A 16,762-nucleotide genomic window follows, 5' to 3' on the forward strand; every position below is an offset into this window, starting at 1 on the left:
TCCGAAGCACGGAGGAATCACATGTCAACGATCGAGAAGATCTGGTTCACCCGCTGCCCGGTGCCCACCGCCAGCGGCCTGGCCTACAACCTGGGCTGGCTCCACGAGGAGTTCGGCGAGGTCGGGGTCCTGCAGGACGCCGGGCCGGAGCTGGCCGAGCACCACTTCGACCACCGTCTCCTGGGGCTGTTCCGCGAGGGCGGGAACGTTCCCGCGCTGGCCGCGCGCTCGGAGGGGGCGAGGACCCGGCTGATCGGGCTGACCTGGATCGAGGAGTGGCAGTCCATCCTGGTCCGCCCGGACTCCGGCATCACCGGCGCGCAGGGCCTGCGCGGCGCGCGGATCGCGCTGCCGCGCTGGGCGGAGACGCGGGCGCGGAGCTTCCCCCGGGCGATGGCCCTGCACGGGATCAAGGGGGCGCTGTCGACGGCCGGGCTCACCTTCGACGACGTGACGTTCGTCGAGGTGGACCAGCCGAAGTCCGAGGTCGGGCGGGACGGGGCCGGCCGGGCCTGGTCCTGGCCGGGGATCAGGGAGCTGGCCGGCGGCGAGGTCGACGCGGTCTACGTGAAGGGGGCGCGCTCGGCCGAGCAGGCCAGGGAGGTGGACGCCGTGGTCGCGGTGGACCTGGACGCGCATCCGGACCTCCGTACCCGGGTCAACAACGGCACCCCGCGGCCGATCACCGTGCACGAGGACCTGCTGGCCGACCACCCGGACCTGGTGGTGAACTTCCTGACCCAGACCCTGCGCGCCGCCGACTGGGCGGGGGGCAACCTGGAGGCGGTGCGGGGCTTCCTGGAGGCCGAGACCCGTTCCGGAGCCCGGGGCGTGGCCACCGCCTACCGGGGTGACTTCCACAAGAGCCTGCACCCGGACCTGTCGCCGGAGCGGCTGGGCCTGCTGCGGGTCCAGAAGGACTTCCTCCTGCTCCACGGCTTCCTCGCGGCCGATGTGGACATCGACTCCTGGGTGGCGCACGAGCCGCTGGCCGCCGCCCGGGAGCGGCTGGCCTGGCAGTCCGGCGAGCTGCCGGACGGGCTGTCGGTGCCGTCCCAGGGCGGGGGCGGCCGCGGGCCCGGCGCGGCCCCCGAACTCGACGGGGCGGCGCTCTGATGGCCAGGTTCCTGATCACGCTGCCCAGCCGGGAGCACGGCGGACGCGGCGCGCGGCCGGACTTCCCGGGCCCCGTCACCGACCTGCGGCGCGCCTACGGCCCGTTCGACCACCTGGCCCAGGTGGGCAGGGCCGCGGAGATCGCGGCCTTCCACGGGGCCCTGGCCCCCTTCGACCCCGAGGGGGAGGAGTCCCTGGTCGTGGCGGCGGGGGTGCTCCGGCAGAGCCGCTGGCTCCGGGCGGTCGCCGAGTTCCACCCCGGCATCGCCACCCCCGTCTACGCGGCCAAGGTCTCGGCCTCCCTGCAGCGCTTCTCCACCGACCGTCTCGACTGGAAGCTCGCCGTCGACCTCGACCGGGGCACGGCCCGCGCCCAGGGCGACTTCCTGGAGGGGCCGGACCGTTACGCGCGGGCCGAGGAGTTCCTCACCGTGGCCAAGGGCGTCTGGTCCGAGGAGGGCTACACCTACGAGGGGCGCTTCTACCAGGTGCTCGCGGGCGGGTTCCAGCCGCCGCTCGCCGGACGGCTCTTCCCCAGGATCCACCTGTCGGGCACCTCGAAGGAGGCCCTCGAACTGTCCGCCCGCCACGCCGACGTGCACGTCTTCGACCCGGAGGACGACATCGAGGCCGCCGGCCTGCCTGGGGTCGCCTACGGCCTGCGGATCCCGGTCCTCGCCCGGGACGACGACGACGAGGCGTGGGAGGCGGCCCGCCGCCTGTGGCGGCGCGACGGCGGGACGGCGGCCACCCTGCCGGACCCCGACCCGCGGACCCGGCTGTGGCGGGGTTTCGCGCCGTCGCGGCCCGCCCGGGCGGCCGGGCCCGCCGGGCCGTCCGGGCGGGCTGTGGCGGAGGCGGCCGGTTCCCTCGGGACGGCGCTCCTCGGCCCCTTCGACACGGGGGCCGCCCGGCACTCGCCGGCGGAGGCCGCCGGGCTCCCGGGGACCGGCGGTCCCTTCCGGAGCGGGCTGGTGGGGGCGTTCGAGACCGTCGCCGCGGGGATCCGGGACTACATCGACCGGGGTGTCGGCGTCTTCTTCCTGGAGGCCGCGCCGTACATCGAGGAGACCTACCGCCTGGGCGAGCGGCTGCTGCCGCTGCTGGCGAAGGAGAGCGCTCATGTCCGTTGACATCTACTGGCGCATCGGGACGCACGGCGACCAGCCGTCGCTCCGCAGGCGGGTCGCCAGCCGGGGGGAGTGGGCGCCGGTGGTGCCGGGCAGCCTGGCCCCCGGCGTCCGCGACGGGCAGCGGGACGGCTACAGCTACGTCGAGCACATGGGCGACGTCGCCCGCGCCTCGGAGCTGTCGGGGTTCGTCGGCGGGCTGCTGCCGTCCTTCCCCAACACCGACGACCCCTGGGCGGCGGCGGCGACCCTGGCGAGGGAGACGACGACCTACCGGTTCATGATCGCCTTCCAGCCCGGGTTCCTCCACCCGGTGCAGGCCGCCCGCATGTCGGCCAGCCTGCAGCGGGCCACCGGCGGCCGGGTCGTCTACAACGTCATCTCCGGCGGCGGCGGGCCCGACCAGCTCTGGTGGGGCGACCGGGTCGGCCACGACGACCGCTACGCGCGGACCTCGGAGTTCCTCGACGTGCTCAAGGGCGTCTGGGACGGCGGGCCGTTCGACTTCGACGGGCGCTTCTACCGGGTCGAGGGAGCGGGGCTGCCGGAGGGGCTCGCCGGGCAGCCCTTCCCGGAGATCTACTTCTCCGGCTCGTCCAGGGCGGCCATCGACGCGGCCGGGCGGCACGCGGACTACTACCTGTCCTGGCTGGAGCCGTTCCACGCCCTGAGCGAGAAGTTCGACCAGGTCAGGGCCAACAGCGACCGCCCGCCCAAGTTCGCCGTCCGGATCGACGTGCTCGCCCGGGAGACCGAGGAGGAGGCCTGGGACGAGATCCGCCGGGGCTGGGACAACATCGACCCCACCGTGCTCCGCGGCGCCACCGGCGACTCCATCGGCTGGCAGCGCAGCCAGTCGTTCGTCACCGGGACCATCAGCGGCCACCGCGACCTGGAGGTCACCCCCAACGTGTGGGGCGGCTTCCACCTGCTGCGCGGCGGGCCGGCGTTCGGCCTGGTCGGCAGCTACGAGCAGGTCGCCGAACGGCTGGACGGGCTGATCGGCCTCGGCGTCGGCGCCTTCATCCTCGCGGGCGTGCCGCACCTGGAGGAGGCCTACCGGGTCGGCGAGCACGTGCTCCCGCTGCTGCGCGGCCACGACCTCCGTATCGGATCACCACTACTGGAAGGGACCCCCTCATGAGCGTCCGAGTTGGATATTTCCCCCACAACAACTCCCTGTGGGTGCTGCGCCACCGCGGCATCCTGGAGCGTGCCATCCCCGACGTGGAGTGGGTGGACCTGCGCTCCCTCCCGGACGGCGACAGGCCCGCGCCGACCGACGGGCTGCCCTCGGTCCACGGCGACCACCTGTTCGACGGCGGCTACGACTTCATCGGCACCGGCTCCACCCCGCCGGTCACCGCCCAGGGGAAGGGGCACGACATCGTCTACGTCGCGGTCTCCGGCTCCCGGCACGAGAACGGCAGGCTGGTGGTGCCGGAGGACTCGCCGATCACCTCTCCTGAGGACCTGAAGGGCAGGAGGGTCGCGCTCGGGCACGGCTCCTGGCAGACCACGCTGCTGCTGTTCGCCCTCGACAAGGCCGGTCTGAGCTGGAAGGACATCGTGCCCGTCGACGCCGGCACCGACGCGGGGGCGCTGCTGCTCAACGGTGAGGTGGACGCGTGGGTCGGCTCCTACCCCTCGCTCAGCAAGGTCGAGGCGCAGGCGCCGGTCCGCGAGCTGGTCGCCACCGACGGGCTGTTCAGCCACCGCTCGCTCTGGTTCACCCGGCGTGACTTCGCCGAGGGGCGGCCCGCGGAGCTCGCCGCGATCGTCGCCGCCCTCCAGGAGTCCGACGCCTGGATCCAGGAGAACTACCGCGAGGCGGCCGAGCTGTTCGCGGCCGACGACGGCGGCGACGTCGACCACTGGGAGAACGCCCTGCGCAAGCGGCCCTTCGGGCTCAACCCGGTCACCGAGGAGTTCGTCGCCGAGCAGCAGCGCGCCGCCGATCTCTTCCACGCCAACGGCCTCATCGACCGCGAGGTCACCGTCGCCGACGCCGTCGACCCGGAGCTCGCCAAGCTGATCAGGTGATCGCGGGGACCGTCCCGGAGACCGTCGCGAGACCGCGGGGTCTGCCGGGTGACCACCGGGGCGTCCGGGGAACCGCCGGGCCGTTCGGGAGGCAGTCAGGGGAGCCGCCGGGCCGGTCAGGCGGTCGCGGAGGGGGAGGGGGTTGATCTCCTCCCCTTCCGCGAGGCCCGGCCGCGCGGCCGAACCCGTCGCGCGCCGGGTGAAGCGCTCAGATCGGGTCCCAGGGGACGGAGTCGTAGATCCGCGTCACCGTCTTCATGAGCTCCGCGTCCACGGGAATGGACAGGTCGTCGACGCGCTCGACGGGGGCGATCCCCTGGGAGTTGGTGACGAAGGCCGCGGTGAAGGACGTCAGGTCGGCGAGGCGTACCGTGCCGCGCCGGGACGGCAGGCCCGCGCCGGGCAGCCTCGGTTCGAGGAGCTGCATGGTGATCCCCAGCAGGGCGGGCGCGTCGGGCCAGACGACCGCCGACCCGTCGAAGAAACCGATGTTGGTGATCCCGCCCTCGGATATGACCCCGTCGGGGCCGGTCAGCAGCGCCTCGTGGAAGCCGCCGCGCTCCGCCAGGCGCCGGTGGTAGGCCTGCCCGAAGCCCCCGATGTGCTTGATGTGGGGGACCGGCCGCTGGTAGGGGACGGCCCGCAGGCGCTGCGGGGTACTCGGCATCTCGGACGGTGGCCGTACGACGACCATGACGGACACCGCGCCGTCCGGCTCCGCCCGGAAGACGTAGACCCGGACCGATGCCGCGCCGTCGCCGCCGAGGGCGTGCCGGATGTGGTCACGGACCCGGTCGGCGTCCAGATCGGCGTCGAACAGCTCGCGGGTGGCCGCGCGCAACCTGTCGAGGTGGAGATCCATGCCGCGGACCTTCCCACCCCTGACCTGCATGGCGGTGAAGTGCCCATAGTTGGAAAGGGTGAGAGGGAGAAGCCGCTCCGCGGTGGCGGCGCGACCGTCGATCTCGACCCGGGGGACCGGTGAATTGGCCATGATCCCCACCATAGCGAGCCGTCCTCGCCTTCGACGCCCGGCGAACACGGCCGGAGCCGGTGCAGCTCAGGGGTTGTTCTCCCGCGCGGCCGAGATGTCGGCCAGGGCCGACTCGGGGTCGAGTTCGACGGCCAGGTCCCCGATGCTCAGGACGCAGACGGCCATGTCGTCCTCGACCACCGGTATGCGGCGGATGGCGTTGGAGCGCATCAGCCGTACGGCCTGCTCGATGCTCGTGTCCGGACCGACGGTCACGACGTCGCCGCTGTAGGCCTCCCGCACCGGCGTGTCGGGGCCCTTGTCCTCCGCCACGACGCGGACGGCGATGTCACGGTCGGTCACGATCCCTCTCACCCGGCCGTCGTGGGTGACGATCACCGCTCCGGTGTCCTCGGCGGCCATGAGGCGGGCCGCCACGGACACGGGCTGGCTCGCGTCAACGGTCGCCGGGTCGTGCGTCATCACGTCGGCCACCGTCTTCGCCATGACGACCTCCCCTGTTCGACAAATGAGGTACTGCCCGACATTTGCCTAGGAAACGGATCGGACGCGTGGACGGGGTGTCCGTCACGGGTCTGGGGTATGGCACGCCGTACCTCCGACCGGTGGGCCGGCTCACGGTCTGGCCGACGGGCGGCCGGCCACGAAGTTCTGGAAGCCGACCTTCACCCGCTCGATCGGGTCCCGGATCCTCTTCTCCCGCCACTCGGCCCTGCGCAGCTTCCGCGAGCCGGGCCGGTAACGCCGCCGAGCCCAGGGCGAGCCGGGGCGGGCCAGCCGGACCGCGCCGACCATGGCCAGCGGGGTGAGGTAGATCCCGAGCAGGCCGGTCCAGATCTTCCCCTTGGCCAGGCTGACGAGCGACAGCAGCGTGTTGCCGCTGACGATCAGGGCGATCTCGGTGCGGGACAGGACCTTGCCGTCCGGGCCGGGGGCGAGCACGTCGCCGAGCTCCAGGGGGCTCGCGCCGAGCAGGGCCAGGCCGCACAGCGCGACGGCGACGAACACGGCGTCCACCGACAGGCGGCCCTGCTGCGCCCAGTAGACGTCTTCGAGATGGAGCACCAGCGCGAACTCGTCCAGCACGAGCGAGGTCCCGACGCCGAAGAGTGCGGCGAGCAGCCCCGCCGAGACCGAGGTGCTGTCCTCCACCGCCAGCCCGCTGATCCCGCCCACGCACATGAGGACCAGGCCGAACACGACGTGGTGGATGTGCATGCCGCCGGGCGCCACGTTCCCCGGCCACCATCTCACCTGGGCCCGGATCAGGCGCACGCTGACCCGGATGAACAGGAACGTGACGATGAAGGAGACGAAGAAGCAGAACAGCCGGAGCTTCCCGGCCGCCACGATCTCCGTCGAGAACCATGCCCCCACGGCGCCCCCGCAGTCGTGAAAGGGGGGACTCCGGGCAGGTTATCAACCTCCGGCCCGGCCGGGGCGGCGGGGAGCCGGGCGCCGGGCCTCGTCGCCGGTGGCCCGGTCCCGGTGGGGGCGCCTAGTCCGGGTGGTGCTGGTGCTGCAGGTAGGCGGCGGTCTCGGGGTTCGCCGGGAAGTACGCCTCGATGGCCAGCTCGGCGACGGTGATGTCCAGCGGGGTGCCGAAGGTCGCCATCGTGCTGAAGAAGGCGAGCTCCCGGTAGCCGCGGCGCAGGCGCAGGGGGATCACTATGTCCCCGGGGCCCGGCCGCTCTATCTCGGGCTCCGGCTGGTCGCAGGGGTAGCCGTCCAGCTCGCGCCAGAGCGCGTCCAGCTCGGGGTCGGCGGTGAGGCTGATCTGGCGGCGCAGCCGGTGCAGCAGGTGGGCGCGCCACTCGCCCAGGTTGATGATCCGCTGGGCCATCCCCCGGGGGTGCAGGCTCAGCCGGAGCACGTTGACCGGTGGGACGAGCAGCTCCGGCGCGACGCCGCGCAGCAGCACGCCGGTGGCGGCGTTGCGGTCCACCAGGTTCCAGCCCTGGTCCACGACCACCGCCGGGTAGGGCTCGTGACCGCTCAGCACCTGGCCGAGCGCCTCCCTGACCGACGCCATCTGCGGCGAGTTGAGCGGCGTCTCGGCGTAGACCGGCGCGAACCCGCCGGAGAGCAGGAGGTGGTTGCGCTCGCGGAGGGGGAGGTCCAGCTCCTCGGCGAGGTGCAGGATCATGTCCCGGCTCGGCTTGGACCGGCCGGTCTCCACGAAGCTCAGGTGCCGGGTGGAGATGTCGGCCTGGATGGCGAGATCCATCTGGCTCATCCGCCTGCGTTCCCGCCACTGGCGCAGCAGTTCACCGACCGGCCGGGACGCGCTGGTGGAGGTCACAAATCACACGATAACCGGCGATGATCTGTAAAACCATTACCGTCCATGTAATGGGAACCGTGATGCCCCCGGTCCGGGTCCACCATGGCAGATGCGAGCCGCCGGCAGCCGGATGCCTCACACCTTCCGGGGTATGTGCCGGCCAGGGGTGGAAACTGCGGGAGATAGGGTGATGGACTGTGATGACGTTCCGGATCAGCGAGGCGGCGGCACTGCTCGGGGTCAGCGCCGACACGGTGCGCCGCTGGGTCGACGCCGGACGGCTGTCCGCGCGGCGTGACGAGCACGGACACCGCCTGATCCCCGGCACCGAGCTGGCCGCCTTCGCGCGGGCCCAGTCGGGCCGCGACGAGCAGGGCGGCAGCGCCTCCTCCGCGCGCAACCGCTTCAGGGGGATCGTGACCGAGGTGGTCAAGGACACCGTGATGGCCCAGGTGGAGATCGCCGCGGGGCCGTTCCGGGTGGTGTCCCTGATGAGCCGTCAGTCGGCCGACGATCTCGGGCTGGAGCCGGGCGTGGTCGCGGTCGCGGTCGTGAAGTCGACCACCGTCGTCGTCGAAGTGCCGGAGACCCCCTGACCACTGGAGATCGTGTTGAGACTGACCCGGACGGCGCCGGCCGGGGAGCGGGCCGGGCGGTCCGCCGCACCGGGCGGGAGAAGGGCCCGGTGAGGGAGCGGGCGCCGGGGCGGATGCCGTGGGTGCTGGCGGTCCCGGCGGTCGCCGGGCTGGCGTTCCTGGTCCTGCCGCTGGCCGGGCTGCTGGTGCGGGCCCCGTGGCCGACGATGGGGCGGCGGCTGGCGCAGCCGCAGGTGCTGGAGGCGCTGCGGCTCTCGCTGGTCACCGCGACCCTCGCGACCGCGATCTGCCTGCTGCTCGGGGTGCCGCTGGCCTGGCTGCTGGCCCGGGGCGACCTCCCCGGCCGACGGCTGGTCCGGGCGCTGGTGACGGTGCCGCTGGTGCTGCCGCCGGTGGTCGGGGGCGTGGCGCTGCTGCTGGTCCTCGGCCGCAACGGGCTGGTCGGCCGGTGGATCCACGAGACGCTGGGGTTCTCGCTCCCGTTCACCACGGCGGGGGTCGTGGTGGCCGAGGCGTTCGTGGCCATGCCGTTCCTGGTCATCAGCGTGGAGGGTGCGCTGAAGGCCGCCGACCTGCGGTTCGAGGAGGCGGCGGCGACCCTCGGAGCCTCCCGCTGGCGGGTGTTCACCCGGGTCACCCTGCCGCTGGTCGCACCGGGCATCTCGGCGGGGGCCGTGCTCTGCTGGGCCAGGGCCCTGGGCGAGTTCGGGGCCACGATCACCTTCGCCGGAAACTTCCCCGGCCGGACCCAGACCATGCCGCTGGCGGTCTACCTGGCGCTGGAGACCGATCCCGAGGCCGCGATCGTGCTGAGCCTGGTGCTGCTGGCGGTCTCGGTGGCCGTGCTGGCCAGCCTGCGGGAACGGTGGGTCGGGGCGTCATGATCAGGAGCAGGCTGGTCGTCGAGAGGCCGAGGTTCCGCCTCGACGTCGAGCTGGACGCCGCCCGGGGAGAGACGGTCGCCCTGCTCGGCCCCAACGGCGCGGGCAAGACCACCGCGCTGCGCGCCCTGGCCGGGCTGCTGCCCCTCACCGGCGGGCACATCGACCTCGACGGCGAGCCGATCCACCGGCTGCCCGCCGAACGGCGGCCGATCGGCATGGTGTTCCAGGACTACCTGCTCTTCCCGCACCTGTCGGCACTGGACAACGTGGCCTTCGGGCCGCGCTGCCAGGACGTGCCGAAAAAGCGGGCCCGGCGGCTCGCCCAGGAGTGGCTGGAGCGGGTCGGCCTCGGCGAGCACGCCGCCGCCCGGCCCCGCGAACTCTCCGGCGGCCAGGCCCAGCGCGTCGCCCTCGCCCGGGCCCTGGCCGTACGGCCCCGCCTCCTGCTCCTGGACGAGCCGCTGGCCGCCCTCGACGCCCACACCCGCCTGGACATCCGCGCCCGGCTCCGCCACCACCTGGAGGATTTCGAGGGGGTGGCCGTCCTGGTCACCCACGACCCGCTGGACGCGATGGTCCTGGCCGACCGCCTCGTCGTGATCGAGAACGGCCGCGTCGTCCAGCAGGGGGCGCCCTCGGCCGTGGCCCGCCACCCCCGCACCGAATACGTCGCCCGCCTGGTCGGGCTGAACCTCTACCGGGGGGTCGCCGACGGGCACGCCGTACGGCTGGAGGGCATCACCCTCAACGCGGACGAGTCCAACGCCGGCCCGGTCTTCCTCGCCTTCCCGCCGTCCGCCGTGGCGCTCTACCGCAGCCGCCCCGACGGCAGCCCGCGCAACCTCTGGGAGGCGACGATCGGCGGGGTCGAGCGCCACGGCGACCACGTGCGGGTGCTCCTGGCCGGCCCGGTCGAGGCCGCCGCCGACATCACCGCCGCCGCCGTCGCCGAGCTGGACCTACGTCCGGGCGGGCGGGTCTGGGCGGCGCTCAAGGCCACCGAGACCCACGCCTACCCCGCCTGAGCGCGGGTGACGGCCTGCCCCGCGCCGTCCGCATCTCCACGGTCGGCGCGATCATCGCGGGCGCCTGACAGTGAGGCCATGTGTTGCCTATAATTATGTACATGACTGTTCTTCCTCTGGCCGACGCCCGCGCCCGGCTGTCGGGCATCGTGGAGTCCGCCGTAAGCACCCACGAGCGGTTCGAGATCACCCGCAACGGCGTCCCCGCGGCCGTGCTGCTGGCCGCGGACGACTACGAGACGATGCGCGAGATGATCGAGATCCTCGCCTCCGCCGAGACTGTGGCCGCCATCCGCGAGGGGCTCGCCGATCTGGAGGCGGGACGCACCCACTCCCAGTCGGAGGTGGAGGCCCTCCTGCGCCGGACCGGTCGCCTGTGAGCGAGCGGTACGGACTTCACCTCACCCGCCGTGCCAGGCAGGATCTCGCCGAACGCCTGCCGGCGAAGGTCGTGCCCGCGGTCTGGGAGTTCATCACCGGTCCGCTGCTGGACAATCCTCACCGGGTGGGCAAGCCCCTCGACGAGCCCCTCGCACCCCAATGGTCCGCGCGCCGGGGGGACTACCGGGTCCTGTACCTGATCGACGACGGCCGGATCGTGGTCCAGGTGATCACCGTTCAGCACCGGGCGGACGCCTATCGATCGCACTAGCCCGAGCGCCCTCTCCGCCGGGCCGCCTCCGGCCGCCGGTCGGCGGAGGTCAGCGGCGGCGGCGGACCTTGGTGGCCAGGCGGTTGAGGATGCGCTCCCACTCGGTGCCGAAGGGGTTGTCCTGGACGAGGTAGGTCCAGGTGGCGGTGGGGCGGTTGAGGCCCGCGCCGTCGAGGTCGAGGCCCTCGGAGGTGATGGGGGCGGTCTCGAAGGTGGCGATCGAGCGGGACTCGATCTCGGCCAGCATGCGTTCGTAGGCGGGCTTGGCCTCCTTGTTGAACTCGTCGATCGGGCTGAGGCGGCCCAGCGCCCGCAGGTGGATGCCCTCGCGGAGCTCGCCCAGGTAGGCCAGGTGGTCGGCCCAGCAGCGGTCGAGGTGGAACAGGACGATCTGCCGGGCGGCCTCCTGGAGCACCTCCGCGCCGACCTCCTCCTCCAGCTCGGCCCACCGCTCGGGGACGGCCCCGGCGAGCGCGTCGGCGGCCGAGCGGCCGCGCAGGGCCTTCTCGCGGAGGCCGAGGACCAGGCTCCGGTGGTGTTCGAGGAGGCGGGTGTAGCGCCAGGTGTTGCGGTGGATCTCCATGTTGACGCCCTCGGCGACGCGCTGGGCGTGGCCCACGAGAACCTGGTCGGGCACGCCCTTGGCGTACTCGTCGGCCACGTAGTGGGTGATCAGATCGTCCTCGCCGCTCACGAAGAAGACCGAGCCGCCGGGGTCGCCCTGGCGGCCCGCGCGGCCGCGGAGCTGGTCGTCCAGACGGCTGCTGGTGTGCCGGCCGGAACCGATGACATACAGCCCGCCGAGCTCGTCCACGCCCTCGCCCAGGCGGATGTCGGTGCCGCGCCCGGCCATCTGGGTGGAGACCGTGATCGCGCCGCGCTCCCCGGCCCTGGCGATGATCGACGCCTCCTCGGCGTCGTTCTTGGCGTTGAGGACCACGCACTCCAGGCCGCGCCCGCTCAGCGTCAGGGAGAGCCGCTCGGACTCGGCCACGTCCAGGGTGCCGATCAGGATCGGCCGCCCGGTCGCGTGCACCTCGACGATCTCCTCGACCAGCGCGCGGTCCTTCTCCATCGCGTACTCGAAGAGCCGGTCGGGCGCGTCGGTCCGCACGCACGGCCGGTTGGACGGGACCACGGCCACCTTGAGGTCGTAGAACTCGCGGAGCTGGTCGCCGACCGCGACCGCCGTGCCGGTCATGCCGCATCTCTCAGGGTAGCGGGTGATCAGGCCCTGGACGGTGATCGAGTCGAGGATCTCGCCGGTCTCCGAGGGGGACAGCGCCTCCTTGGCCTCGACCGCGGCCTGCAGGCCGTCCGGCCAGCGCTGCAGCAGCGCCACCCGGCCCCGGGAGGGGTTGATCAGATGGACCCTGCCGTCGCGCACGATGTAGTCGACGTCCTTGGTCAGCAGGGCGTGCGCGTGCAGGGCGAGGTTGACCTCGGTCAGCGTGGCGGCGTCGTCGTAGAGGGCCAGGCCCAGCGCCTGCTCGACGGTGTCGATGCCCTTGCCGGTCAGGTGGACGTTGCGCGCCTGGTCGTCGAGCTCGTAGTGGTATCCCTTGACCAGCTGGCGGACCAGCGCGGCCATCTCCGGCACGGCGCCGCCCGGGTCGGCGGCCCCGGCCAGCACCAGCGGCACCCTGGCCTCGTCGACCAGCACCGAGTCGGCCTCGTCCACCAGCGCCACGCCCGGCTCGGGCACGACCAGCTCGGCCACGTCGGTGCGGGTCCGGTCGCGGAGCACGTCGAAGCCGATCTCGCTGACCGACCCGTACGTCACGTCCTTGGCGTAGGCGGCCCGGCGCTCCTGCGGGGTGGAGGACTCCGCGATCCAGCCGACCGACACGCCCAGCGACTCGTACAGCGGACCCATCCACTCGGCGTCGCGCTGCGCCAGGTAGTCGTTGACCGAGATCACGTGCACCCGCTTGCCCTGCAGGGCGTATCCGGCGGCGGCCATGGCCCCCGACAGGGTCTTGCCCTCGCCGGTGGCCATCTCCGCGACGTTGCCCGACAGCATGGCGAGCATGCCCACGAGCTGCACGTCGTAAGGGCGCAGGCCCAGCGTGCGGTGCGCGGCCTCGCGCACGATCGCGCAGAACTCGGCCAGGTCGTCCACCGAGGGCTCCGGCAGCTCGGCGAGCCCCTTGATCCGCTCCTCCCGGGCCCCGGCGGACGCCACGGTCCGCTCGAAGGGCACCAGGTCGATCGAACCGGGACGCTCCAGGAAACGCCTGATGAGCTGAGTTATCGAGGCCACGTTCCCTCCAACGCCCGTTTCCGGGACCACGTTCCCGCTGTCGCACCACCGTACCGACCTGATGGATCATCCGTCCCGGGGGACCGATGGGCAAGCCGTCCCGGTGCGCCGGATCCGGTTTGAATATGGACATGCGGCGCGGAGCAGAACAGGCTGGGGCCGTGGCCTTCTCTGACTACCAGTACGAGATCTACCTCAACGGGCTGGCCGGCCTGCGCCCGCCGTACCCGACGGACGTAGCCGGGCTCGAACAGGCCGCCAGGCGGCACCTCGCGCCCGAGCCCTACGGGTATGTGGCCGGTTCGGCGGGGACGGGGGCGACCGAGCGGGCCAACCGCGAGGCGTTCGACCGGTGGCGGATCGTGCCCAGGATGTTGCGCGAGGTCTCGGTCAGGGACCTGAGCACGGAGCTGTTCGGCAGGACCTACCCGGCGCCCGTCGCGCTCGCCCCGATCGGCGTGCAGTCGATCGTGCACCCGCACGGCGAGCTCGCGACCGCCAGGGCCGCCGCCTCGCTCGGCGTCCCCGCCGTGCTGAGCACCGCCTCCTCCCACACCCTCGAAGAGGTCGCCGAGGCCGGCGGACCCCGGTGGTACCAGCTCTACTGGCCGCACGACGACGAGGTCACGCTCAGCCTGCTCGACCGGGCGGCCAAGAGCGGCTACGACACCCTGGTCGTCACCCTCGACACCTGGACCCTGGCCTGGCGGCCCACCGACCTCGACCACGCCTACCTGCCGTTCCTGCGCGGCACCGGCCTGGCGATCCCGCTGTCGGACCCGGTCTTCAGGTCCCGGCTGGAACGCCCGGTCGAGGAGGACCTGAACGCGGCGATCCTGCGGTGGGCGCCGATGTTCCACGGCCGCTCCCACACCTGGGACCGGCTCTCCCTGCTCCGCGACAACTGGGACGGGCCGATCGTCCTGAAGGGCGTCCAGCACGTGGACGACGCCCTGCGCGCGGCCGACGCCGGGATGGACGGCGTCGTCGTCTCCAACCACGGCGGCAGGCAGGTCGACGGCGCCATGGCCTCGCTGGACGCGCTCCCCGCCGTCGCCGCCGCCGTGGGCGAGCGGCTGACCGTGCTGTTCGACTCCGGGATCCGCACCGGGGCCGACGTCCTCAAGGCGCTCGCCCTCGGGGCGCGCGCCGTGCTGCTGGGCCGGCCGTACGTCTGGGGTCTGGCGGTGGGCGGCGAGGAGGGCGTCCGCCACGTGGTGCGGAGCCTGCTCGCCGACCTCGACCTCACCCTCGGGCTGGCGGGCCACCGCACGCCCGCCGACCTCGACCCGTCCGCCCTGGAGGCACGATGAGCCTGTCCGACCTGCAGCCGATCCCCACCGACCAGCTCACCTTCCGGCTGCCGCAGAAATTCGAGACCGTGGAGGAGGAACGCCGCCACCGCCAGGAGCGCCTGGTGGCCGCGCTACGGCTGTTCGGCAGGTTCGGCTTCGAGGAGGGCGTGGCCGGGCACATCACCGCCCGGGACCCCGAGCACACCGACCACTTCTGGGTGAACCCGTTCGGCATGTCCTTCAAGCACATCAAGGTCAGCGACCTCATCCTCGTCAACCACGAGGGCCAGGTCGTCGAGGGGCGCTACCACGTCAACCAGGCCGCGTTCGCGATCCACGCGATGGTCCACCAGGCCAGGCCCGACGCGGTCGCCGCCGCGCACAGCCACTCGGTGTACGGCAAGGCGCTGTCGTCGCTGGGCGCCCTCCTGGAGCCGCTGACCCAGGACGCGTGCGCGTTCTACGAGGACCACGGGCTGTTCGACGACTACACCGGCGTGGTCGTGGAGACGGAGGAGGGTCGCCGCATCGCCCGGGCGCTCGGCTCCTGCAAGGCGGTCATCCTGCGCAACCACGGCCTGCTCACCGTCGGCGACACCGTGGACGCCGCCGCCTGGTGGTTCATCACGATGGAGCGCTCGTGCCAGGCCCAGCTCCTGGCCAAGGCCGCCGGGCCGACGGTGCCGATCGACCACGAGAACGCCAAGCTCACCCACGGTCAGATCGGCAACGACCTGGTCGGCTGGATCAACTTCCAGCCCCTTTACGACCAGATCACCGCCGCCGAGCCCGACATGTTCGGCTGATCCGTCGGTTTTCACCGGCTCCCTGCTCCGGCTCCGCTCCGGCCCCGGACACGGGGCCGGGCCCGGAGCTCCGGGCCCGGCGTTTCTCCGGCCGCCTTTACGGACGGCGAGGTGATTCAGTCGACGTTCTCACAGAAGGCGATGTGACCGGCGTTGTATCCGTCCACCCAGCCCTTTCTGTCCCAGTCGGCTGATCCGCCGTAGGTGAAGCTCTTCCCCTTGCCGCAGTTGTCGCCGGCTTCGAAGAAGCCCTTGCGGTAGGCCTCCCAGTACGCCTCGGGCTTCTCCCCGGCGGGCGGCTGTCCGGTCGGCTCCGTGGTCGGTGCCGTCGTCGGTGCCGTGGTCGGCTCCGTGGTCGGTGCCATTGTCGGTGCCGTGGTCGGGGTGGTGGTCGGTTCCGGGGTCGGGACCGCGACCTGCGGGACGCCCGCCATGACCGCCTGCGCGGAGGCGGGGGCGGCGGAGAACGGGGAGATCGCGCCCGCTCCGAGGACGGAGGCCGTGAGAAGTGCCGAGCTGATCAGCATCAGGCGCCGTCTGTCGTTCATGGCGTCTCCTTTCTGATCGGGCCGCCGGCGGAGACCGTCCGGCGGCCTGGTCTCTATGTCACGATATGAGCGAAATTGTCAGGGAAAAAAGCGATTATTTGATTGTTGTCTTTCTCTTGGACCAAATATGGGTGGCCTGATTTCCTTCCTGTCGTTTGGTTTATTTTTTCGACAAAAGGAAAACCGTGAATTCGCTGTTATAATGTGGCGGCCGGGTCAACGGCCCCGCGCCTCTCGCCGAAGGTGAGCAGGCCGACGGAGGCGAGCAGCAGGACCGCGCCCGCGACGGCCTGCGGGGTGAGCCGCTCGCCGAGCAGGAGCACCCCGATGACCGCCGCGCCGACCGGCTCCACGAGGCTGATCACGGCGGCCGTCGTGGCCCGCACCGCGGCCAGACCGGCGAAGAAGAGACCGTAGGCCAGGGCCGTCGGGACCGCGCCGAGATAGGCGATGATCACCGACGAGGCGAGCAGGTCACCCTGCGGCAGCAGGCCCTGCGCCAGCGCGAGGGGGAGCAGGCACAGGCCCCCGACGACGAAGCCGCCCATGGCGGTGGCGTAGGGGCCGTCGGTGGAGGCGCGGTTGAGCAGGGTCACGCCCGCGTAGCCGGCCGCCGAGAGCAGCGCCCAGCCGACGCCGGCCATCGAGAAGGTGGCCGACCCGCCGTCGAGGGTCAGCATGGCCAGGCCGGTCAGGGCGGTCGCCACCGCGCCGAGCCCCGCCGGGCCCAGCCGCTCGCCCAGCAGCACGCGCGCGCCGGCGGCGACGAGGACCGGCGTGGCGCCTATCGTGATCACGGTCGCCACGGCCAGGCCGGACGCGGCGATCGCCGCGAAGTAGGCCGTCTGGTAGACGGCCATCGCCGCACCCGTGACCACGGTCCGCCCGAGACCACCCGGGCGTCCGAGACCGAACAGGCGCGAGGCCAGCAGGAGCATCACCGCGCCGGAGGCGAAGCGCCAGAACGAGACGGAGACGGGACCGAGGCCGCCTGCCTGGTGGAGCAGCGCGCCGGCGGCGCCCCCGGTGCCCCAGGCGGTCGCCGCGATCGATACGTACAGCAGGCCCCGCTGCACGGAGACATGCGTCATGGAGATCTCTCCAGATGAGGTGGTTGTCGTCAGGC

At 72.5% G+C, this 16,762-nt stretch carries 18 protein-coding genes; 11 read left to right on the forward strand and 7 right to left on the reverse strand.

Going from position 1 to position 16,762, the window contains the following annotated elements:
- Positions 1-21 precede the first annotated feature (21 nt).
- From J2S55_RS24795 to J2S55_RS24810, 4 genes are read left to right on the forward strand one after another with little or no spacing between them, the layout of a single operon-like run.
- Positions 22-1,116, forward strand: a complete 1,095-nt coding sequence (locus J2S55_RS24795; protein WP_306865477.1) for an ABC transporter substrate-binding protein — start codon at positions 22-24, stop codon at positions 1,114-1,116.
- Positions 1,116-2,249: an LLM class flavin-dependent oxidoreductase gene (locus J2S55_RS24800; protein ID WP_306865479.1), complete on the forward strand. Its 1,134-nt coding sequence runs from the start codon at positions 1,116-1,118 to the stop codon at positions 2,247-2,249. The genes J2S55_RS24795 and J2S55_RS24800 overlap by 1 nt, the downstream gene beginning before the upstream one ends.
- Complete coding sequence (locus J2S55_RS24805; RefSeq protein ID WP_306865481.1) at positions 2,239-3,390, forward strand: LLM class flavin-dependent oxidoreductase; 1,152 nt, start codon at positions 2,239-2,241, stop codon at positions 3,388-3,390. The genes J2S55_RS24800 and J2S55_RS24805 overlap by 11 nt, the downstream gene beginning before the upstream one ends.
- Positions 3,387-4,289, forward strand: coding sequence for an ABC transporter substrate-binding protein (locus J2S55_RS24810; protein ID WP_306865483.1), 903 nt, complete (start codon positions 3,387-3,389; stop codon positions 4,287-4,289). Before J2S55_RS24805 ends, J2S55_RS24810 begins: the two co-directional genes overlap by 4 nt.
- A 208-nt stretch (positions 4,290-4,497) precedes the next feature.
- On the opposite strand, the gene J2S55_RS24815 is transcribed toward J2S55_RS24810, so the two are convergent.
- The 4 genes from J2S55_RS24815 to J2S55_RS24830 form a co-directional block, all read right to left on the reverse strand.
- Entirely contained in the window at positions 4,498-5,283 is a 786-nt protein-coding gene (locus J2S55_RS24815) for an aminotransferase class IV family protein (protein ID WP_306865485.1), read from the reverse strand.
- Between the two features lie 66 nt (positions 5,284-5,349).
- Positions 5,350-5,769 (reverse strand): CBS domain-containing protein, encoded by a 420-nt coding sequence (locus J2S55_RS24820; RefSeq protein WP_306865487.1) that lies wholly within the window; start codon positions 5,767-5,769, stop codon positions 5,350-5,352.
- A gap of 129 nt (positions 5,770-5,898) precedes the next feature.
- On the reverse strand, positions 5,899-6,660 hold the full coding sequence (locus J2S55_RS24825) for a hypothetical protein (protein ID WP_306865489.1): 762 nt from the start codon (positions 6,658-6,660) through the stop codon (positions 5,899-5,901).
- 121 nt (positions 6,661-6,781) lie between these two features.
- Positions 6,782-7,585 (reverse strand): helix-turn-helix domain-containing protein, encoded by an 804-nt coding sequence (locus tag J2S55_RS24830; protein WP_306865490.1) that lies wholly within the window; start codon positions 7,583-7,585, stop codon positions 6,782-6,784.
- 179 nt (positions 7,586-7,764) lie between these two features.
- Here J2S55_RS24830 and J2S55_RS24835 point away from each other — a divergent pair, with 179 nt between their 5' ends.
- The 5 genes from J2S55_RS24835 to J2S55_RS24855 all read left to right on the forward strand — a co-directional run bounded on the left by J2S55_RS24835 (position 7,765) and on the right by J2S55_RS24855 (position 10,724).
- Positions 7,765-8,163 (forward strand): TOBE domain-containing protein, encoded by a 399-nt coding sequence (locus J2S55_RS24835; RefSeq protein WP_306865492.1) that lies wholly within the window; start codon positions 7,765-7,767, stop codon positions 8,161-8,163.
- 113 nt (positions 8,164-8,276) lie between these two features.
- Positions 8,277-9,047, forward strand: coding sequence for a molybdate ABC transporter permease subunit (gene modB, locus J2S55_RS24840; RefSeq protein ID WP_306875559.1), 771 nt, complete (start codon positions 8,277-8,279; stop codon positions 9,045-9,047).
- Positions 9,044-10,072, forward strand: coding sequence for an ABC transporter ATP-binding protein (locus tag J2S55_RS24845; RefSeq protein WP_306865494.1), 1,029 nt, complete (start codon positions 9,044-9,046; stop codon positions 10,070-10,072). Before modB ends, J2S55_RS24845 begins: the two co-directional genes overlap by 4 nt.
- Positions 10,073-10,173: 101 nt before the next feature.
- Complete coding sequence (locus J2S55_RS24850) at positions 10,174-10,452, forward strand: type II toxin-antitoxin system Phd/YefM family antitoxin (RefSeq protein WP_306865496.1); 279 nt, start codon at positions 10,174-10,176, stop codon at positions 10,450-10,452.
- Positions 10,449-10,724, forward strand: a complete 276-nt coding sequence (locus tag J2S55_RS24855; RefSeq protein ID WP_306865497.1) for a type II toxin-antitoxin system RelE family toxin — start codon at positions 10,449-10,451, stop codon at positions 10,722-10,724. The genes J2S55_RS24850 and J2S55_RS24855 overlap by 4 nt, the downstream gene beginning before the upstream one ends.
- Before the next feature lie 49 nt (positions 10,725-10,773).
- Here J2S55_RS24855 and secA2 read toward each other — a convergent pair whose 3' ends face one another.
- Entirely contained in the window at positions 10,774-12,987 is a 2,214-nt protein-coding gene (gene secA2, locus J2S55_RS24860) for an accessory Sec system translocase SecA2 (RefSeq protein ID WP_370879696.1), read from the reverse strand.
- 161 nt (positions 12,988-13,148) lie between these two features.
- Between secA2 and J2S55_RS24865 the strand changes: the two genes are divergently transcribed.
- Both J2S55_RS24865 and J2S55_RS24870 read left to right on the forward strand, forming a co-directional pair.
- On the forward strand, positions 13,149-14,300 hold the full coding sequence (locus tag J2S55_RS24865) for a lactate 2-monooxygenase (protein WP_306865499.1): 1,152 nt from the start codon (positions 13,149-13,151) through the stop codon (positions 14,298-14,300).
- Positions 14,297-15,088: a class II aldolase/adducin family protein gene (locus tag J2S55_RS24870; RefSeq protein WP_306865501.1), complete on the forward strand. Its 792-nt coding sequence runs from the start codon at positions 14,297-14,299 to the stop codon at positions 15,086-15,088. The genes J2S55_RS24865 and J2S55_RS24870 overlap by 4 nt, the downstream gene beginning before the upstream one ends.
- A gap of 116 nt (positions 15,089-15,204) precedes the next feature.
- Here J2S55_RS24870 and J2S55_RS24875 read toward each other — a convergent pair whose 3' ends face one another.
- Together J2S55_RS24875 and J2S55_RS24880 are read right to left on the reverse strand one after the other, a co-directional pair.
- A complete protein-coding gene (locus tag J2S55_RS24875; RefSeq protein WP_306865503.1) occupies positions 15,205-15,636 on the reverse strand; it encodes a hypothetical protein in 432 nt (143 codons plus the stop codon).
- A 197-nt stretch (positions 15,637-15,833) separates the two neighbouring features.
- The gene (locus J2S55_RS24880) at positions 15,834-16,727 is read right to left on the reverse strand and encodes a DMT family transporter (RefSeq protein WP_306865505.1); all 894 of its coding nucleotides are present in this window, start codon (positions 16,725-16,727) and stop codon (positions 15,834-15,836) included.
- Positions 16,728-16,762: the final 35 nt, after the last annotated feature.

Origin of the sequence: Streptosporangium brasiliense, assembly GCF_030811595.1 — a bacterium.
GTDB classification, from domain to species: Bacteria; Actinomycetota; Actinomycetes; order Streptosporangiales; family Streptosporangiaceae; genus Streptosporangium; species Streptosporangium brasiliense.